The 22239-nt window shown below is 71.5% G+C and carries 16 protein-coding genes; 5 read left to right on the plus strand and 11 right to left on the minus strand.

The genetic code is table 11. The features are described from left to right. Positions 1-107: 107 nt before the first annotated feature. A complete protein-coding gene (locus AB0J24_RS10645; RefSeq protein WP_358678644.1) occupies positions 108-1451 on the plus strand; it encodes an acetylxylan esterase in 1344 nt (447 codons plus the stop codon). Between the two features lie 100 nt (positions 1452-1551). Here AB0J24_RS10645 and putP read toward each other — a convergent pair whose 3' ends face one another. Together putP and AB0J24_RS10655 are read right to left on the minus strand one after the other, a co-directional pair. Beyond that, positions 1552-3066, minus strand: coding sequence for a sodium/proline symporter PutP (putP, locus tag AB0J24_RS10650; RefSeq protein ID WP_358678647.1), 1515 nt, complete (start codon positions 3064-3066; stop codon positions 1552-1554). A 34-nt stretch (positions 3067-3100) separates the two neighbouring features. Beyond that, a complete protein-coding gene (locus AB0J24_RS10655; protein ID WP_358678650.1) occupies positions 3101-6553 on the minus strand; it encodes a proline dehydrogenase family protein in 3453 nt (1150 codons plus the stop codon). 113 nt (positions 6554-6666) lie between these two features. Between AB0J24_RS10655 and AB0J24_RS10660 the strand changes: the two genes are divergently transcribed. Then, the gene (locus AB0J24_RS10660) at positions 6667-7563 is read left to right on the plus strand and encodes a LysR family transcriptional regulator (RefSeq protein ID WP_358678653.1); all 897 of its coding nucleotides are present in this window, start codon (positions 6667-6669) and stop codon (positions 7561-7563) included. A 133-nt stretch (positions 7564-7696) separates the two neighbouring features. Here AB0J24_RS10660 and AB0J24_RS10665 read toward each other — a convergent pair whose 3' ends face one another. Next, positions 7697-8725, minus strand: a complete 1029-nt coding sequence (locus AB0J24_RS10665) for a YdcF family protein (protein ID WP_358678656.1) — start codon at positions 8723-8725, stop codon at positions 7697-7699. A 300-nt stretch (positions 8726-9025) separates the two neighbouring features. Here AB0J24_RS10665 and AB0J24_RS10670 point away from each other — a divergent pair, with 300 nt between their 5' ends. Both AB0J24_RS10670 and AB0J24_RS10675 read left to right on the plus strand, forming a co-directional pair. Further along, complete coding sequence (locus AB0J24_RS10670; protein WP_358678659.1) at positions 9026-9835, plus strand: alpha/beta hydrolase; 810 nt, start codon at positions 9026-9028, stop codon at positions 9833-9835. Between the two features lie 92 nt (positions 9836-9927). Further along, a complete protein-coding gene (locus AB0J24_RS10675) occupies positions 9928-12294 on the plus strand; it encodes an excinuclease ABC subunit UvrA (RefSeq protein WP_358678662.1) in 2367 nt (788 codons plus the stop codon). A gap of 208 nt (positions 12295-12502) precedes the next feature. Here AB0J24_RS10675 and AB0J24_RS10680 read toward each other — a convergent pair whose 3' ends face one another. The 8 genes from AB0J24_RS10680 to AB0J24_RS10715 all read right to left on the minus strand — a co-directional run bounded on the left by AB0J24_RS10680 (position 12503) and on the right by AB0J24_RS10715 (position 20165). Continuing rightward, complete coding sequence (locus AB0J24_RS10680; RefSeq protein ID WP_358678665.1) at positions 12503-13333, minus strand: class III extradiol dioxygenase subunit beta; 831 nt, start codon at positions 13331-13333, stop codon at positions 12503-12505. Further along, positions 13326-13697, minus strand: coding sequence for a protocatechuate 3,4-dioxygenase (locus AB0J24_RS10685; protein WP_358678668.1), 372 nt, complete (start codon positions 13695-13697; stop codon positions 13326-13328). The genes AB0J24_RS10680 and AB0J24_RS10685 overlap by 8 nt, the downstream gene beginning before the upstream one ends. Next, positions 13697-14710, minus strand: coding sequence for an amidohydrolase family protein (locus tag AB0J24_RS10690; protein ID WP_358678671.1), 1014 nt, complete (start codon positions 14708-14710; stop codon positions 13697-13699). Before AB0J24_RS10690 ends, AB0J24_RS10685 begins: the two co-directional genes overlap by 1 nt. Beyond that, the gene (locus AB0J24_RS10695; protein ID WP_358678674.1) at positions 14707-15099 is read right to left on the minus strand and encodes a RidA family protein; all 393 of its coding nucleotides are present in this window, start codon (positions 15097-15099) and stop codon (positions 14707-14709) included. The genes AB0J24_RS10690 and AB0J24_RS10695 overlap by 4 nt, the downstream gene beginning before the upstream one ends. A gap of 5 nt (positions 15100-15104) precedes the next feature. Beyond that, positions 15105-15782 carry an RraA family protein gene (locus AB0J24_RS10700; RefSeq protein ID WP_358678677.1) on the minus strand — a complete coding sequence of 226 codons (678 nt, stop codon included), beginning with the start codon at positions 15780-15782 and terminating at the stop codon, positions 15105-15107. Between the two features lie 2 nt (positions 15783-15784). Next, a complete protein-coding gene (locus AB0J24_RS10705; protein ID WP_358678680.1) occupies positions 15785-16462 on the minus strand; it encodes a 4-carboxy-4-hydroxy-2-oxoadipate aldolase/oxaloacetate decarboxylase in 678 nt (225 codons plus the stop codon). Beyond that, positions 16459-18159: an AMP-binding protein gene (locus tag AB0J24_RS10710; protein WP_358678683.1), complete on the minus strand. Its 1701-nt coding sequence runs from the start codon at positions 18157-18159 to the stop codon at positions 16459-16461. Before AB0J24_RS10710 ends, AB0J24_RS10705 begins: the two co-directional genes overlap by 4 nt. A 107-nt stretch (positions 18160-18266) precedes the next feature. Beyond that, positions 18267-20165, minus strand: coding sequence for an FAD-dependent monooxygenase (locus tag AB0J24_RS10715; protein WP_358678686.1), 1899 nt, complete (start codon positions 20163-20165; stop codon positions 18267-18269). Between the two features lie 738 nt (positions 20166-20903). Here AB0J24_RS10715 and AB0J24_RS10720 point away from each other — a divergent pair. Next, a complete protein-coding gene (locus AB0J24_RS10720) occupies positions 20904-22229 on the plus strand; it encodes an MFS transporter (protein WP_358678688.1) in 1326 nt (441 codons plus the stop codon). Positions 22230-22239: the final 10 nt, after the last annotated feature.

Below are 22239 nucleotides of genomic sequence, written 5' to 3' on the forward strand. Positions count from 1 at the left end.
TCCCACCGGTTCCCGGTGCCGTCGGTTCCGAATCCCGTGTTCGGTCATCCTTCCGGTGATCCAGAACAACCCGATGGTGCGGCGATCCTCGGGTACGGTCACGATCGATGCACATTCCGAGCCGTCGGTCCGACCGATCCCGCCGCTCCCGCGGCGCCGTGCGCGGGGCGCCGGCGGTGGTGCTCGCGGCGGTGCTGTTCACAGCCGGTGGGGTCGCGGTGCCGCAGGTCGCAGCCGCTTCCGACGGCCAGGCCGGGGCCGCGTCGGAGCCGGCGGGCGAGCTGGCCGAGGGCCTGACCGGGGTGCTCGCCGACGCCACGATCACGCTCGGCGGGGCCGACTACCCCAATCCACTGCGGTTGCAGGACGGAATGGCGGTGGACGGCCCGGAATCGTGGGAGTACGTCCGTCGCGAGGAATTGCTGGCCGATTTCCGGGAGCACGTGTACGGCCAGAGCCTGCCGTTCCCGGCGGAGCAGACGTTCGACGTGTCCACGTCCGACACCGGCGACGTGGTGCGCAAGACCGTCACGATCGGCGTCACCGGGCCCGAGGGCTCCGGGAGCTTCGACCTGCGGCTGTTCGTCCCGCAGACCGACGGCCAGCCGCGCGGCACCTTCCTGATGATCGACCACCGCGGATCGGTCGGCGACGATCCCGGCCGGTCGTCGAGCTACGCGCCGGTCTCGACGATCACCGACGCCGGTTACGCGTTCGCCGTCATCGACGCGAACGATCTCGCCCCCGACGACAGCGGCAGCTACCGCGACGGCGTGATCGACCTGTTCCACCCGTCCGGCCAGGACCTGCCCGACGACGCCGGCCGCGCGATCAGCGCCTGGGCGTGGGGCGCCAGCCGGGCGATGGACTACCTGGAGACCGATCCCGACATCGACCCCAGCACGGTCGGCGTGATCGGGCACTCGCGCAGCGGCAAGGCGTCGTTGTGGGCCGGCGCGCAGGACACCCGGTTCGCCGCCGTCATCACGAACAACTCCGGGTCGACCGGTGCGAAGCTCGCCCGCCGCGGTGACGGCGGGGTGGGCGCCGAGACGGTCGCCCGGATCAACAGCTCCTTCCCGCACTGGTTCCCGCAGACCTACCGTGAGTACAACGACAACGAGAGCGCGCTGCCGGTGGACCAGCACGAGCTGATGGCGCTCGTCGCGCCGCGGCGCCTGGTCGTGGGCAGCGCCACCGACGACGCGAACGCCGATCCCGAGGGCGAGTTCCTCGCCTATGTCGGCGCCGCCCGCGCCTACGAGCTGTACGGGCTGGGCGACACCGGTCTGTCCTCGGCCGCGTGGCGCCCGGAGACCGACCGGGCGTTCCGCGGTCCGGCCATGAGCTACCACCTGCGTTCCGGCGGCCACGGGCTGACCGGTGCCGACTGGGACCACTACCTGGAGGGCGACCTGTTCTCCCGGGGCACCGGGGCGACCGGGCTCTGACGCGCGGCCGCCCGCGCGGCCGGGGAGATCCGCGTCCTGGGAGCGGCGGTGCGTGGTGCGCACTCGTGCGCTCCCAGAACGCGGATCATGGGCGGCGCGGTCAGCGCGCCGGGGTGGCGTCCCGGCCACCGGCGACCGCGACGGCCTCGTCGAACTCCCGCTCGATATCGGGGTTCGGCGCGTGGGTCAGTCTGCTCACCACGACCGCCAGCAGCAGGTTCACCAGGAACCCGGGCACGATCTCGTACAGCTCGACGCCCGCGATCGGCGGCCCGTAGGTGTCCCACACGAACACCGTCACCGCTCCGCCGACCATGCCGGCGAGCGCACCCCAGGTGGTCAGCCCGCGCCAGAACAGGCACAGCAGGATCGCCGGACCGAAGGACGCGCCGAACCCGGCCCAGGCGAACGCGACCAGGTCGAGGATGGTCCCGCTCGGGTCCAGGGCGAGCAGCGCGGCGATCACCGCGACCGCCAGCACGCACGACCGGCCGAGCATCATGAGGGTGCGCGGTGAGGTGTCTCGCCCGAAGACCTTGTAGAGGTCCTCGACGAAGGCCGACGAGCTGACGATCAGCTGGCTCGACACGGTGCTCATGATCGCGGCGAGGACCGCGGCGAACACGAAGCCGACGACCAGCGGGTGCAGCAGGATCTGCGACATCGCGAGCACGACCAGCTCGGGGTTGTCGAGCTCGTTCGGGGTCGTGGCGAAGAACGCGATGCCGACGAGGCCGCAGGCCACCGCTCCCGCCAGGGACAGGATCATCCAGCTCATCCCGACCCGGCGGGCCGGTCCGGCGGACGCGGCGTCACGCATGGCCATGAAACGCACGATGATGTGCGGCTGGCCGAAGTAGCCCAACCCCCAGGCCGCGGCCGAGATGATCCCGAGCATCGTCGCGCCGGACAGCGCAGCACCGCCGAGCAGCGACAGCCGGTCCGGGTCGACGGCGGCGATCGCGGTCGCCGTCTCGTCGATCCCGCCTACCGAGAAGATCGCGATCACCGGCACGATCAGCAGCGCCAGCAGCATCATCGTGCCCTGCACGACGTCGGTGAGCGAGGCGCCGAGGAATCCACCGATCATCGTGTAGGCCAGGGTGACGGCGGCGACGATCAGCATGCCCGTCAGGTAGGACCCGCCGAACGCGAGCTGGAAGAACTCCCCGCCCGCGACCATCATCGATGAGACGTAGAACGTGAAGAACACCAGCACGATCGCCCCGGAGGCGACCCGCAGCGCCCGTGACGTGTCGTGCAGGCGGTTCTCGAAGAAGCTCGGGATCGTGATCGAGTTCCGCGCCACCTCCGTGTAGGAGCGCAACCGGGGGGCCACGAAGCGCCAGTTCAGGTATGCCCCGGCGGTGAGACCGATCGCGATCCACGCCTCGATCAGTCCGGCCGCGTAGATCGCGCCCGGCAGACCCATCATCAACCAGCCGGACATGTCGGACGCGCCGGCGCTCAGTGCCGCCGTCCACGGCGGGAGCTTGCGCCCCGCGAGCATGTACCCCTCGTGGTCGGACGTCTGCCGGTACGCGTAGTAGCCGATGGCCATCATCACCGCGAAGTAGACGACGAGCGCGGCGATCTGGAACGTCTGATCCTGCATCACGAACCCCTCTGTTCGCTGTGGCGCCCCGCGATCAGGGACGCTTCTGCACGACCGGCGGCACCGGCACGGGGTGCGGCGTGCCGAACCGGTGCGCGGTGACCGACACCGCCTGCTCACGCAGGAAGGTCAGCAGCTCGACCCGTCCGGCGGTGACGACCGGGCCGTCGTACACGGCCAGCGCGGGGGAGCCACCGGTGACACCGGTGAGGTCACGGGCGGACGCGCCGAGCAGCCGGACCCGCCCGCCCTCGTCGGCGAGGGTCCGCAACCGGCCGTGCCAGGCGGCGTCACCCTCCACCAGGACGGTCACACCGAGTCGGGTCAGGTGCCCCCGCAGCGGATCGGGCAGCGGCGCCGCGACGCTGACGGTCAGCGTCGCCGACGCGCGCAGGCCGGCCGCGACGACCCGCAGCAGCTCGACCGGACGACCGGCCTCGTACCGGACGGTGACCGGCGTGGGGTGGTAGCGCAGCACGTTGTGCTCGCAGGTCAGGCCGGTGGCGTCGTGGGCGACACCGAACCCGGCGGCCCAGGCGTCCACATCGGTCGCCAGGGCGCCGCGCAGCCAGGCGCGGTCGTCGTCGTCCAGGGTGGTGTCGAGCACCCTGGCGCCGAGCGGGTCGGCGGCGGCGCCGCCGGTGCCGGCGGGGACGGGCTCGTCGGACCAGGTCCCGAAGCCGAGCAGGTAGTTCGGGCCGCCCGCCTTCGTTCCGGTGCCGACCGCGGCCTTCTTCCAGCCGCCGAACGGCTGCCGTTGCACGATCGCGCCGGTGATCCCGCGGTTGACGTAGAGGTTCCCGGCCTCCACCGTGCGCAGCCAGGTGTCGATCTCGCTCTCGTCGAGCGAGTGCAGACCCGAGGTGAGCCCGTACTCCACCCGGTTCACCAGCCCGATCGCCTCCTCCAGGGTGGCGGCGGTCATGATGCCGAGCACCGGGCCGAAATACTCGGTGAGGTGGAACTCCGAGCCCGGCGCCACGCCCTCGCGCACGCCCGGCCGCCACAGCGTCCCGTGTTCGTCGAGCCGCTCGGGGGTGATGACCCAGCTCTCGCCGGGGCCGGTCGTGGTCAGCGCGGACAGCAGCTTGCCCGAGGCCGGCTCGATCAGCGGGCCGATCTGCGAGCGTTCGGTCCAGGGCAGGCCCACGTGCAGCGACGTCACCGCGTCGACGAGCTGACGCCGGAACCGCCGCGAGCTCGCGACCGAGCCGACCAGGATGACCAGCGAGGCGGCCGAGCACTTCTGCCCGGCATGCCCGAACGCGGAGCGGGCGACGTCCTTCGCGGCCAGGTCGAGATCCGCCGCGGGGGTCACGATGATCGCGTTCTTGCCGCTCGTCTCGGCCATCAGCGGGAGATCGGGCCGCATCGACCGGAACAGCTCGGCCGTCTCGTAGGCACCGGTGAGGACGACCCGTTCGACGGCGGGATGGGTGATGAGCGCGGAGCCGAGCGCGTTCTCGTCGAGCTGGACGTAGCGCAACACCTCCCGCGGGACGCCCGCCGCCCACAGCGCCTCGGCGACGACCGCCGCGCTGCGCTTGGCCTGGTCGGCGGGCTTGAGGACGACCGACGAGCCGGCGGCGAGCGCGGCCAGCGTCGATCCGGCCGGGATCGCGACGGGGAAGTTCCACGGCGGCGTCACGACGGTGAGCGCGGCGGGGGAGAAGCGGGCGCCGGCGACGTCGTCGAGGCGGCGCGCCTGCTCGGCGTAGTAGTGGGCGAAGTCGATCGCCTCGCTGACCTCCGGGTCGCCCTGTTCGAGGACCTTCCCGCACTCCGAGCCCATGACCTCCAGCAGATCGGCGCGCCGGGCGGCCAACTCGTCACCGGCCCGGTGCAGGATCTCGGCCCGGCGGTCGGTGCCCAGCGCGCGCCAGGCCACGCCGGCGTCGCGGGCGCCGGTCACGACGTCGTCGAGCTCGGCGCGGGTGTGCACCCGGCCGGCGGCCGCGGTCGCGACGCCCAGCGTGCTGTCGCGCATCCGGTCGCGGATCGCGGCGCCCCAGGCGCGGTTGGCGGCGACGGCGGTGTCGGTGTCCGGGGTGTTGGTGAAACCGTGGGCGGGCGCGGGGGGTTCGGGCCGGGTGCGGTCCTGCACGCGGTTCGGCGCCGGGACCGTGGTGGGGACGGTCGCGACCGAGGCGAGGAACCGGTCGCGTTCCCGCTCGAACAGGTCGTGGTCGCGGTCGATGTCGAACGCGGCGGACATGAAGTTCTCCCGCGACGCGCCCTCCTCGAGACGCCGGACCAGGTAGGCGATCGCGACGTCGAACTCCTGCGGGTGCACGACGGGGGTGTAGAGCAGCAGCGATCCCACGTCCGCGCGCACGGCGGCGGCCTGGGCGGTCGCCATGCCGAGCAGCATCTCGAAGTCCACGCCGTTGCGGCAGCCCCGGCGCTCGGCGAGCAGCCGGGCCAGCGCGATGTCGAACAGGTTGTGCCCGGCCACCCCGATCCGGACGGACGCGGTGTGCTCGGGGCGCAGCGCGTAGTCCAGCACCGCCTTGTACGACGCGTCGGACTCCTGCTTGCTGCCACAGGTCGCGAGCGGCCAGCCGTGCAGCTCGGCGTCGACCCGCTCCATCGGCAGGTTCGCGCCCTTCACCACCCGGACCTTGATCGGGGCGCCGCCGCGGGCGACCCGCGCGCTCGCCCACTCCTGCAGCCGGATCATCGCGCCGAGCGCGTCGGGCAGGTACGCCTGCAGGACGATCCCGGCCTCCAGGTCGTGGAACTCGGGGCGTTCCAGCAGCGTCGTGAAGACGGCGAGGGTCAGGTCGAGGTCGCGGTACTCCTCCATGTCGAGGTTGAGGAACTTCGGCCCGCCGGGCGCGGTGCGAGCCAGCCGGTAGAGCGGCACGAGCGCCTCGACGGCGTCGGTGACGGCGGCGTCGAACGACCACGGGTCGTGCGGCGCCACGGTGGAGGAGACCTTGATCGACACGTAGTCGACGTCGTCGCGGGCCAGCAGCGCGCGGGTGCCCTCGACCCGGCGGCTCGCCTCGTCGCGACCCAGGATGGCCTCGCCGAGCAGGTTGATGTTGAGCCGGGTGCCCGGGCGGTCGCGGCGGATCCGCCGGATCGCCGGGCCCAGCTTCCGCTCCGAGGCGTCCACGACGAGATGGCGCACCATCCGCCGCAGCGCGGCCCTGGCCACCGGGACGACGACGCCCGGCGCCACCCGCCCGGTGACGGCGCCCGCCCGGATCGCGGCGCGCAGCGGCCAGGGCAGGAACCGGGGGATGATCGGGACCAGGGTCTCCAGGTGCCGGGCGGCGGCGCGCGCGTCCTCGGGCCGGATCACGCCGTCGACGAACCCGACGGTGAAGGCGAGCCCGTCCGGGTCCTGCAGCACGTCGGCCAGCCTGCGGGCGGAGCGGTCGACCGGTTCCCGACGGGCCGTCTCCAGCCAGCGGCGGACCTGCTCGACCGCCTCGGTCGCCAGCGCCTCGTCGATCACGACCCCGTTCGCCACGCTCACCTGCACACCCTCCGGTCCTCTGCTCGCCTGAGGTGGAGAGTCTCAGATCACATAGGTAGATAAAAGCGACGATTTATGAACGCTATCCTTCGATTCTACCGAAGGGTGCAAGGATGTGGGATCTTCACCGGCTCCGGCTGCTGCACGAGCTCAGCCTGCGGGGGACCGTGACCGAGGTGGCGCGCACGCTCAACTACGCGCCGTCGAGCGTGTCCCAGCAGCTCGCGAAGCTGGAGGACGAGGTGGGCGTCCAGCTGCTCCAGCCGGACGGGCGCAGGCTCCGGCTCACCCCGCACGGCGAACTGGTGGCCCGGCACGCGGTGGAGGTCCTCGACCTGCAGGAGAGCGTGCGGAGCAGGCTCGCCTCAGCGGACCCGGTCGCGGAGACCGTGCGCCTGGCAACGCTGGAGACGACCGGTCGGGCGCTGCTGCCCCGGGCGCTGACCCGGCTCCGGGAGCGCGCGCCGCACCTGCGCCTGGAGGCGTCCGTGGTCCCGCCGGAGACCGGTCTGGCCGAGCTGGAGGCACGCGGGTTCGACCTGGCCGTCGCCGAGCAGTACCCCGGGCACAGCCGCTCGTACCGGGCGTCGCTGGACCGCGAACCGCTCGGCACCGACCTGGTCCGGCTCGCGGTCGCCGAGGGTTCCGCGGTGCGCGGCATGTCCGACGCCCGGGACCTGGCCTGGGTGATGGAACCGGAGGGGACCGCCGCGCGGCAGTGGGTCGTCCAGCAGTGCCGGGCCGCCGGGTTCGAGCCCGACATCCGATTCGACTCGGCCGACCTGGAGATCCACATCCACCTGGTCCGGGCGGGGCACGCGGTGAGCATCCTGCCCGACCTGGTGTGGACCGGGAACCGCGACGGCGTGCGGCTGATCGAGCTGCCCGGCCCGTCGCACCGCGAGCTGTTCACCTCGGTCCGGCTGGTCTCCGCGGCACACCCGGCGATCCGGCAGGTCCGCGCCGCGCTCGTCGACGCGTTCGCGGTCGTCGCGGCGGGATCATGGTGACTGCCGGACGGCTGATCGCCGAGATGCAGATCAGCGGGCTGACACCGGTCGGTGCGGCCCGCTGAGGTGCATTTCGGTGACCGTGGCCCGCCGGTCCGCAGCTGGTCGCGGCGCGTCCCGGGCGCGCGGCCGGTCAGCCGAGCAGCAGCAGGGCGAGCGGTGCCGGGACGCACACCAGCACCAGCAGCACCGTGTTCCACACCCGGTGCTCGCGCAGGATCGCGACGAACTCGCGCAGTACAGCGCTGGGCCAGTAGTACCCGGCGGTCGGTGCGCCGACGGCCTGCGCGTCGATGCCGAGCCTGCGGGCCAGCACGGCGGCGCGGAACGCGTGGTAGTTGCTGGTGACGACGAGGCCGCTGCCGGGCACCTCGTCGCGCACCAGCGTGTCGGAGAAGCGCAGGTTCTGCTCGGTGTTGCGGGAAGCCGTCTCCACCCGCAGCGTGTCCGGATCCGCACCGTGGGCGACGGCCCACCGGCGCATCGCCTCACCCTCGGCGAGCTGCTCGTCACTGCCCTTGCCGCCGGAGAGCACGAGCAGTCGTGCGCCGCGCCGGGCGAACTCGTCCATCCCGGTCCTGATCCGCGACGCCAGCAACGGCGGCACCTCGCTGCCGCGCAGGCCCGACCCGAGCACCAGCACCCAGTCGGCGGGCCGGTCGTGCACCAGCCACCCGTACAACCGTGCGTAGCCGAGGAACGCGACGAACTGGAAGGCGAGCAGCATCGCCGCCAGCGTGCAGAACAGCCACAGCGCGCGCATCCACAGCGTCCCGTCCAGCAGCACCGGCACCGTGACCCCCATCAGGGTGACGATCAGCAGCCCGGCCAGCAGGGACAGCGAGTTGCCAAGGCTCCTCCGTTCCCTTCGCAGCATCACCACGCCGTTGAGCAGCAGGAACCCGGCGAAGAACAACGCGATCAGCGGAGACACCACGGCCAGGAACACGCCCGTCACGACGACCGGGTTGCTCCCGACGATCCCGAGCGTCGCCGCCGCGTTGCCGACCAGCAGAGCCGCGAGGAGCAGCCAGTAGGCGTTGCTGAGGCGGCGCGGGTCGGCCCGGACCCGGCGCCGGACGAACAGGCACACACCGGCGGCGAGCAGCAGGGGCCCGACGAAGGAGAGGACGAGCGGAACGAGCAACGCGATCTCGGGCATGATCGGACCATCCTGCCGTGACTGGCGGTGCGTTCCGCGGAACGCACCGCCTCTCCCACCCGGTGGTGGCCGGGATGCCCGTGGGCCGGAGCCGGACAGGGCGCAACCATCCGTTCCACGGCCGCGCGTCGCGTCAGGAGACCGTCGCCGCGTGGATGGGGATCACCCGGGCCCGGGCCGGGCCGCATCGAGAACGGCCCGCCGATCGAGGACCTGGGGCAGGCTTCGGCAGTGGGTTTCCGTACTCGACGTTCCGGGTGACCCCGCCACCCGGTGACCTGCCGGTGCGACGATCCCCTCATGCCGCTGAACGTGCACCACGCCGGTGACCCGGCCGGTCCGCCCGTGCTCGCGATCCACGGTGTCACCGGGCACGGCCTGCGGTTCCGGCCGCTGTTCGAGGCGCTCCCGCAGCTGCACTGGATCGCGGTCGACCTGCGCGGCCACGGCCGCTCCCCGTGGGCCCCGCCGTGGAACCTGGAGCAGCACGTCGAGGATGCGGTCGACGTGCTGGACGGGCACGGTGTCGACCGGGCCGCCGTCGTCGGGCACTCGTTCGGCGGTGCGGTCGCCACGCACCTCGCGCGGGCCGCGCCGGACCGGGTCACCCGGCTGGCCCTGCTGGACCCGGCGATCGGTCTCGCCCCGGACGACATGCTGCAGCGGGCCGAGGAGCACCGCGCCGACCAGTCCTGGCCCAGCCGGGAGGCCGCTCGCGCGGACCGGACCGCGAGCTGGCCGGGAGTGTCCGGTGAGCTCGTCGACGACGAACTGGACGACCATCTGGAGGAACGCGACGGCGCGTTCCGCTGGCGCTACTCACGGGCCTGCGTGGTCGCTGCGTGGGCGGAGATGGCGCGCCCGGCCGTCGTCCCGCCGGCCGGTCTGCCGACCCTGGTGGTGCCCGCGACCGGCGCCGACTTCGTCCGCGAGGGGTGGCTGGCCGCGTGCCGGGCGCAGCTCGGTGACGATCTGACGGTGCGCCCGATCGACTCCGGGCACATGGTCTACCTGGAACGTCCGGAGGAGACGGCGGCCCGGTTGCGGGCGTTCCTCGGTGCGCCGGAGGCGGTCACGAATCGAGAAGCGCGGCGGACCGGCCGCTCCTAGTGTGACGGCGGCCGGCCGGACGGGCACCATGGTCCGGATCTCGTGAGCGGGCCCGGGTACGGGCGCACCGCACGACCAGGGGGGACCTTCGAATGAGCACGTCCGAGCGGCACGTCGCCGACAGCCACGACCTGATCCGGGTGCACGGGGCACGGGAGAACAACCTGCGCGAGGTCAGTGTCGAGCTGCCGAAGCGGCGGCTGACCGTGTTCACCGGGGTCTCCGGCTCCGGCAAGAGCTCGCTCGTGTTCGCCACGATCGCCGCGGAGTCCCAGCGGATGATCAACGAGACCTACAGCGCCTTCGTCCAGGGATTCATGCCGACGATGGCCCGTCCCGACGTCGACCTCCTCGACGGCCTGACCACCGCGATCATCGTCGACCAGGAGCGGATGGGCGGCGACGTCCGCTCCACGGTCGGCACCGCGACCGACGTCGGTGCGCTGCTGCGGATCCTGTTCAGCCGCCTCGGCACGCCGCACGTCGGGTCTGCCAAGGCGTTCTCGTTCAACGTCGCCTCGATCAGCGGGTCCGGTGCGGTGACCGTGGAGAAGGGTGGCCGGAAGATCAAGGAGCGCCGCGAGTTCGAGATCGTCGGCGGGGCCTGTCCGCGTTGCGAGGGCCGCGGCAACGTCTCCGACTTCGACCTCACCGCCCTCTACGACGACTCCAAGTCGATCGCCGAGGGCGCGCTGACCATCCCCAACTACTCGGTCGACGGCTGGTACGGCCGGATCTTCGCCAACTCGGGGTTCTTCCCCGGTGACAAGCCGATCCGGACGTTCACCACGCCGCAGCTGGACGCGCTGCTGTACAAGGAGCCGACCCGGATCAAGGTCGACGGCGTGAACGTCACCTTCGAGGGCCTCATCCCGCGGATCGAGAAGTCGTTCCTGGCCAAGGACCGGGAGGCGATGCAGCCGCACATCCGGGCGTTCGTGGACCGGGCCATCGTCTTCCGCACCTGCCCCGACTGCGACGGCACCCGGCTCTCCGAGCTGGCCCGCTCGTCCAAGATCAAGGGCATCAGCATCGCGGACGCCTGCGCGATGCAGATCAACGACCTGGCGTCCTGGGTCCGGGACCTCGACGAACCGTCGGTGGCCCCGTTGCTCACCTCGCTGCGGGAGACCCTGGACTCGTTCGTCGAGATCGGGCTCGGATACCTGTCGCTGGACCGGCCCGCCGGCACGCTGTCCGGTGGCGAGGCGCAGCGCACCAAGATGATCCGCCACCTGGGGTCGTCGCTCACCGACGTCACCTACGTGTTCGACGAGCCGACCGTCGGCCTGCACCCGCACGACATCGCGCGGATGAATGATCTGCTGTTGCGCCTGCGGGACAAGGGGAACACCGTCCTCGTCGTCGAGCACAAGCCGGAGACGATCGTGATCGCCGATCACGTCGTCGATCTGGGGCCGCGCGCCGGTACCGACGGCGGCCAGGTCGTCTACGAGGGCACGGTCGCCGGGCTGCGGTCCAGCGGGACGCTCACCGGCCGGCACCTCGACGACCGGGCGCGGATCAAGGAGTCGGTGCGGACCCCGAACGGCGCGCTGGAGATCCGCGGCGCGGACAGCCACAACCTGCAGGGGGTCGACGTCGACGTCCCGCTCGGCGTGCTCACCGTGATCACCGGGGTGGCCGGCTCCGGCAAGAGCTCGTTGATCCACGGCTCGGTGGCCGGGCGGCCCGGCGTCGTCGTGGTCGACCAGGGTGCGATCAAGGGATCCCGGCGCAGCAACCCCGCCACCTACACCGGCCTGCTGGAGCCGATCCGCAAGGCGTTCGCGAAGGCCAACGGGGTCAAGCCGGCGCTGTTCAGCGCGAACTCCGAGGGGGCGTGCCCCAACTGCAACGGTGCCGGGGTGGTGTACACCGACCTGGCGATGATGGCGGGTGTGGCGACCACCTGCGAGGTGTGCGAGGGTCGCCGGTTCGACTCCTCGGTGCTGGAGTACCGCTTCGGGGGACGCGACATCAGCGAGGTGTTGGCGATGCCGGTCGCCGAGGCCGAAAAGTTCTTCGGTGCCGGTGAGGCCCGGACTCCTGCGGCACACCGGATCCTGGAGCGCCTCGCCGACGTCGGCCTCGGATACCTGACCCTCGGGCAGCCGCTCACCACGCTGTCCGGCGGCGAACGGCAGCGGCTCAAGCTCGCCGTCAACATGGGGGAGAAGGGTCGGATCTACGTCCTGGACGAGCCGACCACGGGGCTGCACCTGGCCGACGTCGAGCAGCTGCTCGCCCTGCTGGACCGGTTGGTCGACTCCGGGTTGTCGGTGATCGTCATCGAGCATCACCAGGCGGTGATGGCGCACGCCGACCGGATCATCGACCTGGGGCCGGGTGCCGGGTACGACGGCGGGCGGGTGGTGTTCGAGGGGACACCGGCCGAGCTCGTCGCCGACGCGTCCACCCTGACCGGCCGGCATCTGGCCGCCTACGTCGCCGGCTGATCCCGCGGTGGGCCGCCAGGACGCCGCTCAGCGGGGCGCCGTCGCGGCACCCCGCTGAGCGGCAGCCGAGCGGGACGCTGACGCCGGGATCATCGTCCGAGCGGTGTCCGTTCCACCGCCCGCGGGAGTCGCGATCCTCTCGACCTCAGCGACCATGCGTGCCTCCGCGCCCGCAACCCGGGCGGTCGGGGCAGCCGAGAACGACGTGTCACACCTCCAACGCCAGCGCTCCGGCTCCGGTGTTGGACACCGGGACGTGGTAGACGGTGTGCCGGGCGGTCACCCGCTCGGGCAGTGCGCCTCGCATCACCAGCCACATCACGAGCTCGGCCCCCTCGGAACCCGCCTCCCGGATCAGGTCCAGGTTGGACAACCCGGTCAGGCGTCCGGGTTCGTCGACCGTGGCCGCCAGGAACATGCGGTCGAAATCGCTGTTGATGTGGCCGGCCCGGCGTCCCTGGAGCTGGTGCGACATCCCGCCGGTGCCGATCACGCCGACCCGGCGTGCGTCGGGGAAGCTCGCCACCGCCCGGCCCAGCGCGCGACCGAGGTCGAAGCACCGCCGGGCGCTCGGCGTGGGTTGCTGCACGACGTTGACCAGCACCGGAACGACGCGGACCGGCCATTCCTCCGGCCGTCCGAACAGGACGGTGAGTGGCACGGTCAGGCCGTGGTCGACGTCGAGCCGCTGGGCGATCGTGAGGTCGAAGCCGGCGGGCACGACCTCGTCGATCAGGTGCCACGACAGGTCCACGTCCCCGACCGCCACCGGGACGTCGCGGGCGCCGTAGCCCTCGTCGGCCGGTGCGTAGGTCTCGGCGGCACCGATGACGAACGTCGGCATGAGTTCCAGCGAGAACGACGAGGCGTGGTCGTTGTAGACCACGATCACCGTGTCCAGCCGGCGCTCCTCGATCCACGCCCGGAGCGGGGCGAACTTCTCGAACACCTCCGCCGCCGGCCCGCTGCCGTCGCCGGTCATCGCTGCGCCCAGCGCCGGGACGTGCGAGACGCCGACGCCCGCCACGATCTCAGCCATGGGGTTTCCTTCCGCCGTTGCGCATCATGTCGACGAACTCGTCGGTGGACATCCCGGCCATCGTCGCGACGATGTCCGGGACGGTGATCCCGTCCACCATGCCGATCTTGTAGATGAAGTAGATGTTGCCGCCGAGCTCGATCATCCGATGGAAGTCGCGGTCGCGGACCGCCTGCTTCTGCGCCTCGGAGAGCCCGAAGCGGGACATGAACTCCTCGGGGTCCGCGAGGAACGCCTCCCGGTCCACCCGGCGGTTCAGGGCCATCGCCAGGTTGTTGAGCGGGAGACCGGCGCGGGAGCGCCGCCCGTCGAACACGATCGTGCCGGGAATCTCTCCCTCGCCCGGCGCGGACGTCGCCGACATCAGGCGGTGGTCAGCCGTGCGGCGAGCCGCGGGAACAGGGTCCGCGCGTTGTCCTCGAAGACGGCGCGGCGGTCGGCGTCGGTCAGGAAGTCGATCTTGTCGATGACCGGCTTGATGTCGTCGAAGTGATGTCCCGTGTCCGGGTTCATCGCCGATCCGCTGCCGGGACGCTCGGTGCCGAACACCACCCGCTCCGGGCCGACGACGCGCAGCAGCAGCTCCAGGGAGGGCGGGCTGTGCAGCACGCTGTCGAACCAGAACTGCTTGAGCGAGGTCTCGAAGCGGACCGACTCCGCGCTCCCGCCCAGCAGCGGGAGCAACCGCTCGGCCTGCCACCGGCCGATCTGGTACGGCACGGATCCACCGCCGTGCGAAATCATGATCTTCAGGTCCGGGTACCGCTCGAAGACGTCGCCGCGCAGCAGCGACAGGATCGCGATCGACTCCTCGGTGATGAAGTGCTCGCTGTAGGACTCACGTCCGGAGTAGCACCCCGCCGAGTGGATCTGCATCGGGACGTCGAGCTCGATGAGCTTCTCGTACAGCGGGAACCAGTACGACTCGTTGAGCGTCGGTGCGTTCCCGGTGCCCTCGTACGGGTCCGGGTTCACGATCACCCCGACGAAACCGAGCTCGGTGATCGCGCGGTCGAGCTCGCCGAAGGCACGCTCGACCGGCTCACCGGGCAGGACGGGCAGGCCTGCGACCCCGGCGAACCGGGTGGGGTGCATCTGCACCGTCCGGGCGATCGTGTCGTTCCAGGCGGCGATCCAGGGCTCCACCAGCGTGGACGGGGTCATCGAGTGCCCCTGCTGGTAGGGCCGCGGTGAGAGCAGCTGCAGATCGGTCCCCACCTCGTCGAGCGCGTCGACGTTCTGCCCCGCGCAGGCCGCGAGCGCATCGTCACTGATCTTCGGTGAGCCGAAGTGGTAGCCGCCGTTGGCGATCAGGTTCGCGCGGTAGGCGTAGAGCCCCTCCGGCGCGACCAGGTGTGCGTGCGAGTCGATGATCACTTCGCGGGCCTTTCGATGTTGGCGATGATCTCGGCCTGGAGGGCCTGGACGGTCAGCTCCTGGACCAGGGTGTGCCGGGCCGGCCGGCTGGCGGGATCGGGGAAGAACTCGACCCAGTGCCGGTCGATCGCGGACCTCAGGGAGCGGTCGCGGACGAAGAACGTGCACTTCGCGATGTCGCCCAGGGTGCCGCCGGCCTTCGCCACGATGCGTCGGATGTTGTCGAAGACCAGGGCGACCTGGGTCTCCGGGTCGTCGGGAATGGTCCCGTCGGCGGGGTCCATGCCGTTGATGCCGCTGGAGACCAGTACCGACCCGACGACGCAGGCCTGCGGGATGGGTGCACCCGCGTGGTGCAGCCCTTCGACGTCGATCGACGTCCGCCACATGGTGTTCAGTCCTTCCGTGTCTGCAGGGTGTGGTAGCCGTGGGCGGTGCGTGCCTCGCGCAGGCTCGCGCCGTCCTCGACCGCGCGCCGGATCGCGTCCTCGGCGATCCGGATCTCCGTCGCGATGTCGATGACCTCCCGCACCCGGGCGGCGGGTACGCAGACCACGCCGTCACCGTCGCCGACGAGGTAGTCCGCGGCCTCGACGCACACCCCGCCGAGGGTCACCGGCACGTTGTAGCTCTCGACCCGGACCCGGTCCTTGCCGGTGCGCATCCAGCGGGAGCGCGCGTAGACCGGGTACCCGAGCTCGACCGCGCGGTCGGAGTCGCGGCACACGCCGTCGATGACGGTGCCCGCGATGCCGCGCTGCGATGCGGTCGCCGTGAGCAGGTCGCCCCAGACGGTGACGTCGGTCCGGCCGGCGTTGTCGATCACCACGACGGTCCCGGGATCGAGGTCGTCGATGTAGTCACCGACCGTGCCGCCGGTCCCGGTGATCGGCACGTAGCGGACCGTGAAGGCCCGCCCGACCAGGCGCGACGTGCGCTGCAGCGGGAGCAGCCCGCCGATCTGGCCGTTGATCCCCAGCTTGTCCAGCGCGTCGCTGAGGTGGCTCGTGTCCAGCAGCGCCAGGTCGTGTGCCGCCTGGTCGGTGCCGGGGTGGGGGAGGGTCTCGGTCATCGTCAGCCCTTCAACAGGTTCTCGTAGTCGGCGCCCATGACGTCGACCATGGGCAGGCCTTCGCGGACCTTCGCGACCATCGCCTGCTCCTTGGCGACCACGGCCTCGGCCTTGGCCAGTACGGGTTCGACCTCCGCGGCGGGGACGACGACGACCCCGCTCCCGTCGGCCAGCACGAAGTCGCCCGGCCGCACGGTGACGCCCCGGAGGACGACCTCGACGTTCCAGGCCCGTTCGACGACGCGTCCGCGCGCGGTGACGGGCACCCCGGTCACGGCGAAGACGGGCAGGCCGAGGTCGGCGGCCTCGTCGACGTCGCGTACCGCGCCGTCGACGACCACGCCCTCGACCCCGTTGCGCGCGGCACCGGCGGCCAGCACACCACCCCAGCCCGACATCGTGACCCGACCGCCGTGCGCGACGACGATGACGTCACCGGTCGAGGAGGCGTCGACCGCAGCCGTCCCGAGATGCCGGGACGACGTCTCGGTCCGGCCGATCTCGACGAGATCCACGGTCACCGCACGTCCGGCGATCCGGTGCGATCCGGTGACGCACCGGAGCCCGAGCACCGCGCCCGGCAGGCCGAGGGCGTCGAGTGCGTCGGAGACGGCGCAGGTGTCGACGGCGCGCAACCTGGCCAGGAGGTCGGCCGCCGGCTGCGGCCCCTGCGCGCTCATCGGCGCAGCTCCGGGAACTGGTCGTCGCGCCACTCCCGGACCTCGGCCCGCCCGGAGCCCGCGTCCTGCTCACGGTTGCGCAGATCGACCCGGCGGATCTTCCCGGAGATGGTCTTGGGCAGGTCGAAGAACTCGACCCGTCGCACCCGTTGGTAGGGGGCGAGTTTCTCCCGGGCGTGCTTCAGGATCGCGAAGGCCGTCTGCTCGGAGGGTTCGTACCCCGCGGCCAGTGCGACGTAGGCCTTCGGGACCGCCAGCCGGATGGCGTCCGGTGCCGGTACGACGGCGGCCTCGGCCACCGCCGGGTGCTCGATCAGCACCGACTCGAGCTCGAACGGGGAGATCTTGTAGTCCGAGGCCTTGAACACGTCGTCGGTCCGGCCGATGTAGGAGATGTAGCCGTCCTCGTCCCGCGAGGCGACGTCGCCGGTGTGGTAGTAACCGTCCGCCATCGCCTCCGCGTTCCGCGCGGGGTCCCCCCGGTACCCGGTCATCAGCGACAGGGGCCGCTTCGACAGGTCCACACAGATCTCGCCCTCGGACGCGGGGACCCCGGTGAGGGGATCGACCAGCACGATCGGCACCCCCGGCAGCGGCAACCCCATCGACCCCGGTTTCACCGGCATCCCCGGAACGTTCCCCACGGCCAGCGGCAGCTCGGTCTGCCCGTACCCGTCCCGGATGGTCAGCCCCCAGGCGTTCTCGACCTGCTCGATCACCTCGGGGTTGAGCGGCTCGCCCGCCGACAGCAGCTGTCGCAGCTCGCCGGGACCGCCGGTGAGGTCGTCCTTGATCAGCATCCGCCAGACCGTCGGCGGGGCGCAGAACGTGTTCACCCCGGCCCGGCGGATCTGGGTGAGCAGAGCTGCGGGATCGAAGCGTGTGTAGTTGTGGACGAAGACGGTGGCCTCGGCTATCCACGGTGCGAAGAAGCACGACCACGCGTGTTTCGCCCACCCCGGCGAGGAGATGTTCAGGTGCACGTCCCCGGGGCCGGCGGACACCCAGAACGACGTCGCGAGATGCCCTACCGGGTAGGAGACCTGCGTGTGCTCCACCAGCTTCGGACGGCTGGTGGTGCCGGAGGTGAAGTACAGCAGCTGGGGGTCCGACGGCGCGGTGCCCGGGTGCTCGGCCGGCGGGACGTCGGCCGAGTAGGCGTCGGCGTAACGGACCCATCCCGGGAGGGCCTCGCCGACCGCGATCCGCCCGTAGTCCCCGGTGACGGTGTCGAAGACGCCGGTGTCCCGGGAGTTGACCACCACGTGGCGCACCTCGCCCCGCCGGACGCGGTCGGCGAGGTCGGTCGGGCCGAGCGCGGTCGTGGTCGGGAGGATGACCGCGCCGAGCTTCATCACCGCGAGCATCGCCTCCCAGAGTTCGACCTGGTTGTCGAGCATGATCAGCACGTGGTCGCCGCGCCGCACGCCGTGTGCGCTCAGGTGTGCGGCGACCTGGTCCGAGCGCCGTGCCATCTCGTCGAAGGAGTACTTCGCCTCGGATCCGTCCTCCTCGACGATCCACAGCGCCGTCCGGTCCACCCCGCGGCCCACGGCGTCGAACCAGTCGACCGCCCAGTTGAAGCGGTCGCCGAGGTCCGGCCAGGTGAACTCCGACACGGCCCTGGTGTAGTCGGTGGACAGATCCTGCAACAGATCCCGCGCAGCGCGGTACGTGTCGGTGACAGTGGGTGCCATGGCTTCCTTCCTTGTCGCCGCGGCCGAGGGTCGAGGGCGTCCGGCGCGGCCGGGCGGTCGACTCGTCCCCGACGGTCGACCGGGTGTCGCGTTGTCTCGGGGCCGGGTCAGACCGGCGTGGTGCTGCTGAAGATCCGGGCTTCCCGGGAGGGGCCGGTCCGCAACGCCTCGCCGGCCTCGGTGATGCTCGCCAGCTGATCGCCATCGGGAGCGGGTGTGCGTCCGCCGCCGGCGAGCAGCGACCGGACGATCCCGGTCAGCTCGGGGCTGCCGGCCCGGGCATCGGTCGAGCGCCATGCGACGTGGCGGTCGGGACGGACGAGGAGCGCCCCGTCGGGAGAGGTGGCCGACGCCTCGGCCCAACGGGCGTCGATGTCGTGCAGGTCCCCGCCCCGGCCGACGTGCACCACGGTCATCGGGAACCCGGTCGATTCCGCGGCGGCAGCGGCGGCCGCCTTCCACTCGTCCGCGCCCGCGTCACCGACGAACAGGGTGAAGCCGTCCTTCGCGACCAGGTCGACGGTGGAGACCTGGGCCCCGTCCCTGCGCAGCCAGCAGTGCGGGAGATGGTGGCCGGGGCGCGCGGAGGGCTCGAAGATCGTGGCCGACTCGTGGTGCGGTGGTGGCGGGGTGCCGTCCGGGATCACGGCGCCGAACTCGTACGCGAAACCGGCCTCGATGTTGAGCTGGCTGTAGTCCTCGGCGTTCGCCGCGACCGCCTCGGTCGCGAGCGCACGGCGTCGCTCGCCTTCGGGGGTGTCACCGGCCCAGATCCCGATCTGTCGCCATCCCTCCGCGTCGTCCATGCCCGCCTGCAGGCCGACGGCGGCGGCGATCGGACCGTGCCGGCCGGCGTTGCGCAGCGAATGCTCGACGTTGCGTGCGGCAACGGGTTTTCGCTCGCTCTCGTAGGTGTCGAGGAGCGCGTCGTCGGCGACACCGGTGACCACCGCGGCGAGCTTCCACACCAGGTTGCTGACGTCGCCGATGGCGGTGTTCAGCCCGAGCCCGCCCGTCGGTGGGTGCCGGTGGGCCGCGTCGCCGACGATCAGGACGGGCCCCACCCGGAACCGGTCGGCCACCACGCCCTCGAACTGCCAGTGGCTCACCGCATGGACGTCGATCTCCAGGTCCGGGATGCCCAGGGTGCGCCGGACCCGTTCGACCAGCGATGCGTGGTCCTCGCCTGCGGGGTCGCCGATCCGGAACGCCATCGTCATCGACCACTCCCGGCAACGGGCGCCCCAGGGTCCCGGGCCGAGGCCGAGCAGCGCACCGGAGAAGCTGCCCTGTCCCTCGGGGTTGATGATGTAGGTGATCAGCGCCTCCTCGTCCGCGTACGCGGACAGATCGGCCGAGAAGTAGATGTTGACCAGGTCGAGCAGTGCGCGGGGCCCGACCATCTGCACGTCGAGCAGCTCCGTACAGGTCCGGCCGCCGTCGGCCGCGACGACGTACCGGGCGCGGATCTGGTACGTCCGGTCCTCCTGCGTGTCGCGGATGGTGGCGGTGGCCCCGGAGTCGTCGTACTCGAGCGCGACGAGTTCGCTGTGCCCGCGGATGCGGCCCGGCCATGCCTGGTCCGCCTGTTCCCACAGGATCCGGTCCAACCGGATCTGCGGCAGGTTCGCGAACGGTCGCGGGCTCGCGAGCCGGTAGCGCTCGAGATCCGTGCCGCCGCCCCAGGCGTGCACGTGGCCGATCTTCAGTCCGTGCAACGGTGTCGGGCCGGCGAGCGAGGTGTACCAGGCGACCCGGTGCCACTGGTCCTCGGGCGGGGACTGGGCGTAGATCCGGTCGGCCACGCCGACGTCATGGAAGGTCTCCATCGTCCGCACGTTGAGCAGGTGCGCGCGGGGGTAGTGGTTGGTGAACCCGCGCCGTTCGACGAGCAGCCCGTCGACGCCACGGCGGGCGAGCTCGAGAGCCGTCGTCAACCCGGCAGGGCCTCCGCCCACGATCAGCACCGGAACTTCCTGCACCCGGCCGCAGTCACGATCAGCCACGTAGCCGCCTCCTTGCGGAACTAGATTTAATCCAATTGCGGCCCATTGCTACCAGTCTCACTGGTGCGGCACAAGTGCTCACCCTCTTCACGTGGCACGTGGCGGAGGGTCAAGCCGGCAGGAATATGCACGTCAGATGGCAGGACGGACGGCCGGCTCGAAGGGCGGCCGGCCTGCCTGTGGAGATCTGGCGACGATCGGGCTGGCCAGAACCTCGGCGATTGTTATACGATCCGCGCCGCGACGGTGGGATTCGGCCCATCCCGCACGAACCTGCCGCGGTCGTGGCCGCCTCAGCGCAGGTTCATTCAGGCCGATGCATGCCAGGACGGAGCGGTCCATGCGCACGACAGCAGGCGCCCTCGAAGCAGGTGAGCGGCTCACCGTCGGGGAGGCCGTCATCGAGTGGCCCCGCGCGGGTGCGGCACCGGCACGGCTCGGGTCGACGCCCCCCGCCGTCGCACCGACGCTGTCGCCCGGCCGCCCGTCCTGGCGTCAGGGTCCCCGTCCCGAGGGCATGGGGCGGTCGAGGTGTGCGGTACCGGGATGCCCGGCCCCGTCGCGCCCGTGATGCAGACCCTGGCTCTCGATCCGTGAGGTCGAGGCCGTCGTGACCTCCTGGTGATCGTCGTTGCCGATCACCGCATCCGAATCCAGCCCGCCCCTGCGAGACAACGGAGTATCGCTATGAATCCGATGACACCACACCGATTGCGCGCGGCCCTCGACGAGGGACCGATGACCTGGTTCCAGTGGCGCGCGATCCTGATCTGCGTCGTCCTCAACATGATCGACGGCTTCGACGTGCTGGTCATGGCCTTCACCGCGCAGTCGGTCGCAGCCGAGTGGCAGCTGAGCGGCTCCACGGTGGGGCTGCTGCTCTCCGCCGGCCTGTTCGGTCTCGCCCTCGGTTCTCTGTTCGTCGCTCCGTACGCGGACCGGTTCGGCCGGCGTCCGGTCGTCATCGTGTGTCTGGTGATCGCCGGTGCGGGGATGGTGCTCTCGGCGGTGGCCCAGTCCGCGCTCCAGCTCGGCCTGCTCCGAGTGCTCACCGGTATCGGGGTGGGCGGGATCCTGGCCAGCACGAACGTGATCGCCGCCGAGTACGCCTCGCGGCGGTGGCGCGGTATGGCCGTGAGCCTGCAGGCCACCGGTTATGCCCTCGGTGCCACGCTCGGTGGCCTGCTGGCCGTGGCGCTGATCGGCAGCTGGGGTTGGCGCTCGGTCTTCATGGTCGGGGGAGTCGTGACGCTCCTCGTCCTCGTCCTCGTCGTGTTCGCCCTCCCGGAATCGATGGACCACCTGTTGACCCGACGCCGCCCCGACGCCCTGGAACGGGTCAATCGTCTGGTGGGCCGGCTCGGGCAGCCGCCGGTCGAGGCACTCCCGGAACCGGCCCGGTCGACCGCCGTCGACTCACCGGGCCTCGCCACGCTCCTGGCCGCTCCGCGCCGTCGCACCACCCTCGTCCTGTGGGCAGCGTTCTTCCTCGTGATGTCCGGCTTCTACTTCGTCACGAGCTGGACGCCGACGCTGCTGGTCGATGCGGGGCTCTCGGCCAGCGGTGGTATCACCGGAGGTGTTCTGCTCAACGTCGGCGGCATGTTCGGTGCGATCGCGTTCGGCGCACTGACCGCCCGGCTGAGCATCCGGACGGTGGTGATCAGCTACCTCGGGATCAGCTCGGTGATGCTCGCACTGTTCATCGCCTCGGCGCAGGCACTCCCGCTCCTCGTCCTGGTGGGCGTGATGATCGGGATGTTCCTCAACGGCTCGATCGGCGGGCTCTACGCGCTGACACCCACCTCGTACGACGCGGGTGTCCGGGCCACGGCGATGGGCGCCGCGATCGGGGTGGGCCGGATCGGTGCCATCCTGGCGCCCCTCGCCGCCGGAGCCCTGCTGGACGGGGGAGCGACCCCGCAGATGCTCTACATCGCCGTAGCAGGACTGGTCCTGCTGGCCGGGATCGTGTTGTTCGGTCTTCCCCGCGCCCGGCCCGGTCTGACCGGGCAGGTCGACGAGGTGGCCCCGGCCGGTCTCGGCGACAACGACAACCGCTGAAGGAGTTCCC

Source organism: Pseudonocardia sp. NPDC049635 (assembly GCF_040659795.1).
Classification (GTDB): domain Bacteria; phylum Actinomycetota; class Actinomycetes; order Mycobacteriales; family Pseudonocardiaceae; genus Pseudonocardia.

Bases quoted from the DNA above. Each gene is read 5' to 3' on its own strand.
- putP (WP_358678647.1), bottom strand. From the start codon at position 3,066: ATGCAGGATCAGACGTTCCAGATCGCCGCGCTCGTCGTCTACTTCGCG.
- AB0J24_RS10720 (WP_358678688.1), top strand. From the start codon at position 20,904: ATGACCTGGTTCCAGTGGCGCGCGATCCTGATCTGCGTCGTCCTCAAC.
- AB0J24_RS10700 (WP_358678677.1), bottom strand. From the start codon at position 15,782: ATGACCGAGACCCTCCCCCACCCCGGCACCGACCAGGCGGCACACGAC.
- AB0J24_RS10645 (WP_358678644.1), top strand. From the start codon at position 108: ATGCACATTCCGAGCCGTCGGTCCGACCGATCCCGCCGCTCCCGCGGC.
- AB0J24_RS10695 (WP_358678674.1), bottom strand. From the start codon at position 15,099: ATGTGGCGGACGTCGATCGACGTCGAAGGGCTGCACCACGCGGGTGCA.
- AB0J24_RS10680 (WP_358678665.1), bottom strand. From the start codon at position 13,333: ATGGCTGAGATCGTGGCGGGCGTCGGCGTCTCGCACGTCCCGGCGCTG.
- AB0J24_RS10660 (WP_358678653.1), top strand. From the start codon at position 6,667: ATGTGGGATCTTCACCGGCTCCGGCTGCTGCACGAGCTCAGCCTGCGG.
- AB0J24_RS10710 (WP_358678683.1), bottom strand. From the start codon at position 18,159: ATGGCACCCACTGTCACCGACACGTACCGCGCTGCGCGGGATCTGTTG.
- AB0J24_RS10705 (WP_358678680.1), bottom strand. From the start codon at position 16,462: ATGAGCGCGCAGGGGCCGCAGCCGGCGGCCGACCTCCTGGCCAGGTTG.
- AB0J24_RS10675 (WP_358678662.1), top strand. From the start codon at position 9,928: ATGAGCACGTCCGAGCGGCACGTCGCCGACAGCCACGACCTGATCCGG.
- AB0J24_RS10670 (WP_358678659.1), top strand. From the start codon at position 9,026: ATGCCGCTGAACGTGCACCACGCCGGTGACCCGGCCGGTCCGCCCGTG.
- AB0J24_RS10685 (WP_358678668.1), bottom strand. From the start codon at position 13,697: ATGTCGGCGACGTCCGCGCCGGGCGAGGGAGAGATTCCCGGCACGATC.
- AB0J24_RS10665 (WP_358678656.1), bottom strand. From the start codon at position 8,725: ATGCCCGAGATCGCGTTGCTCGTTCCGCTCGTCCTCTCCTTCGTCGGG.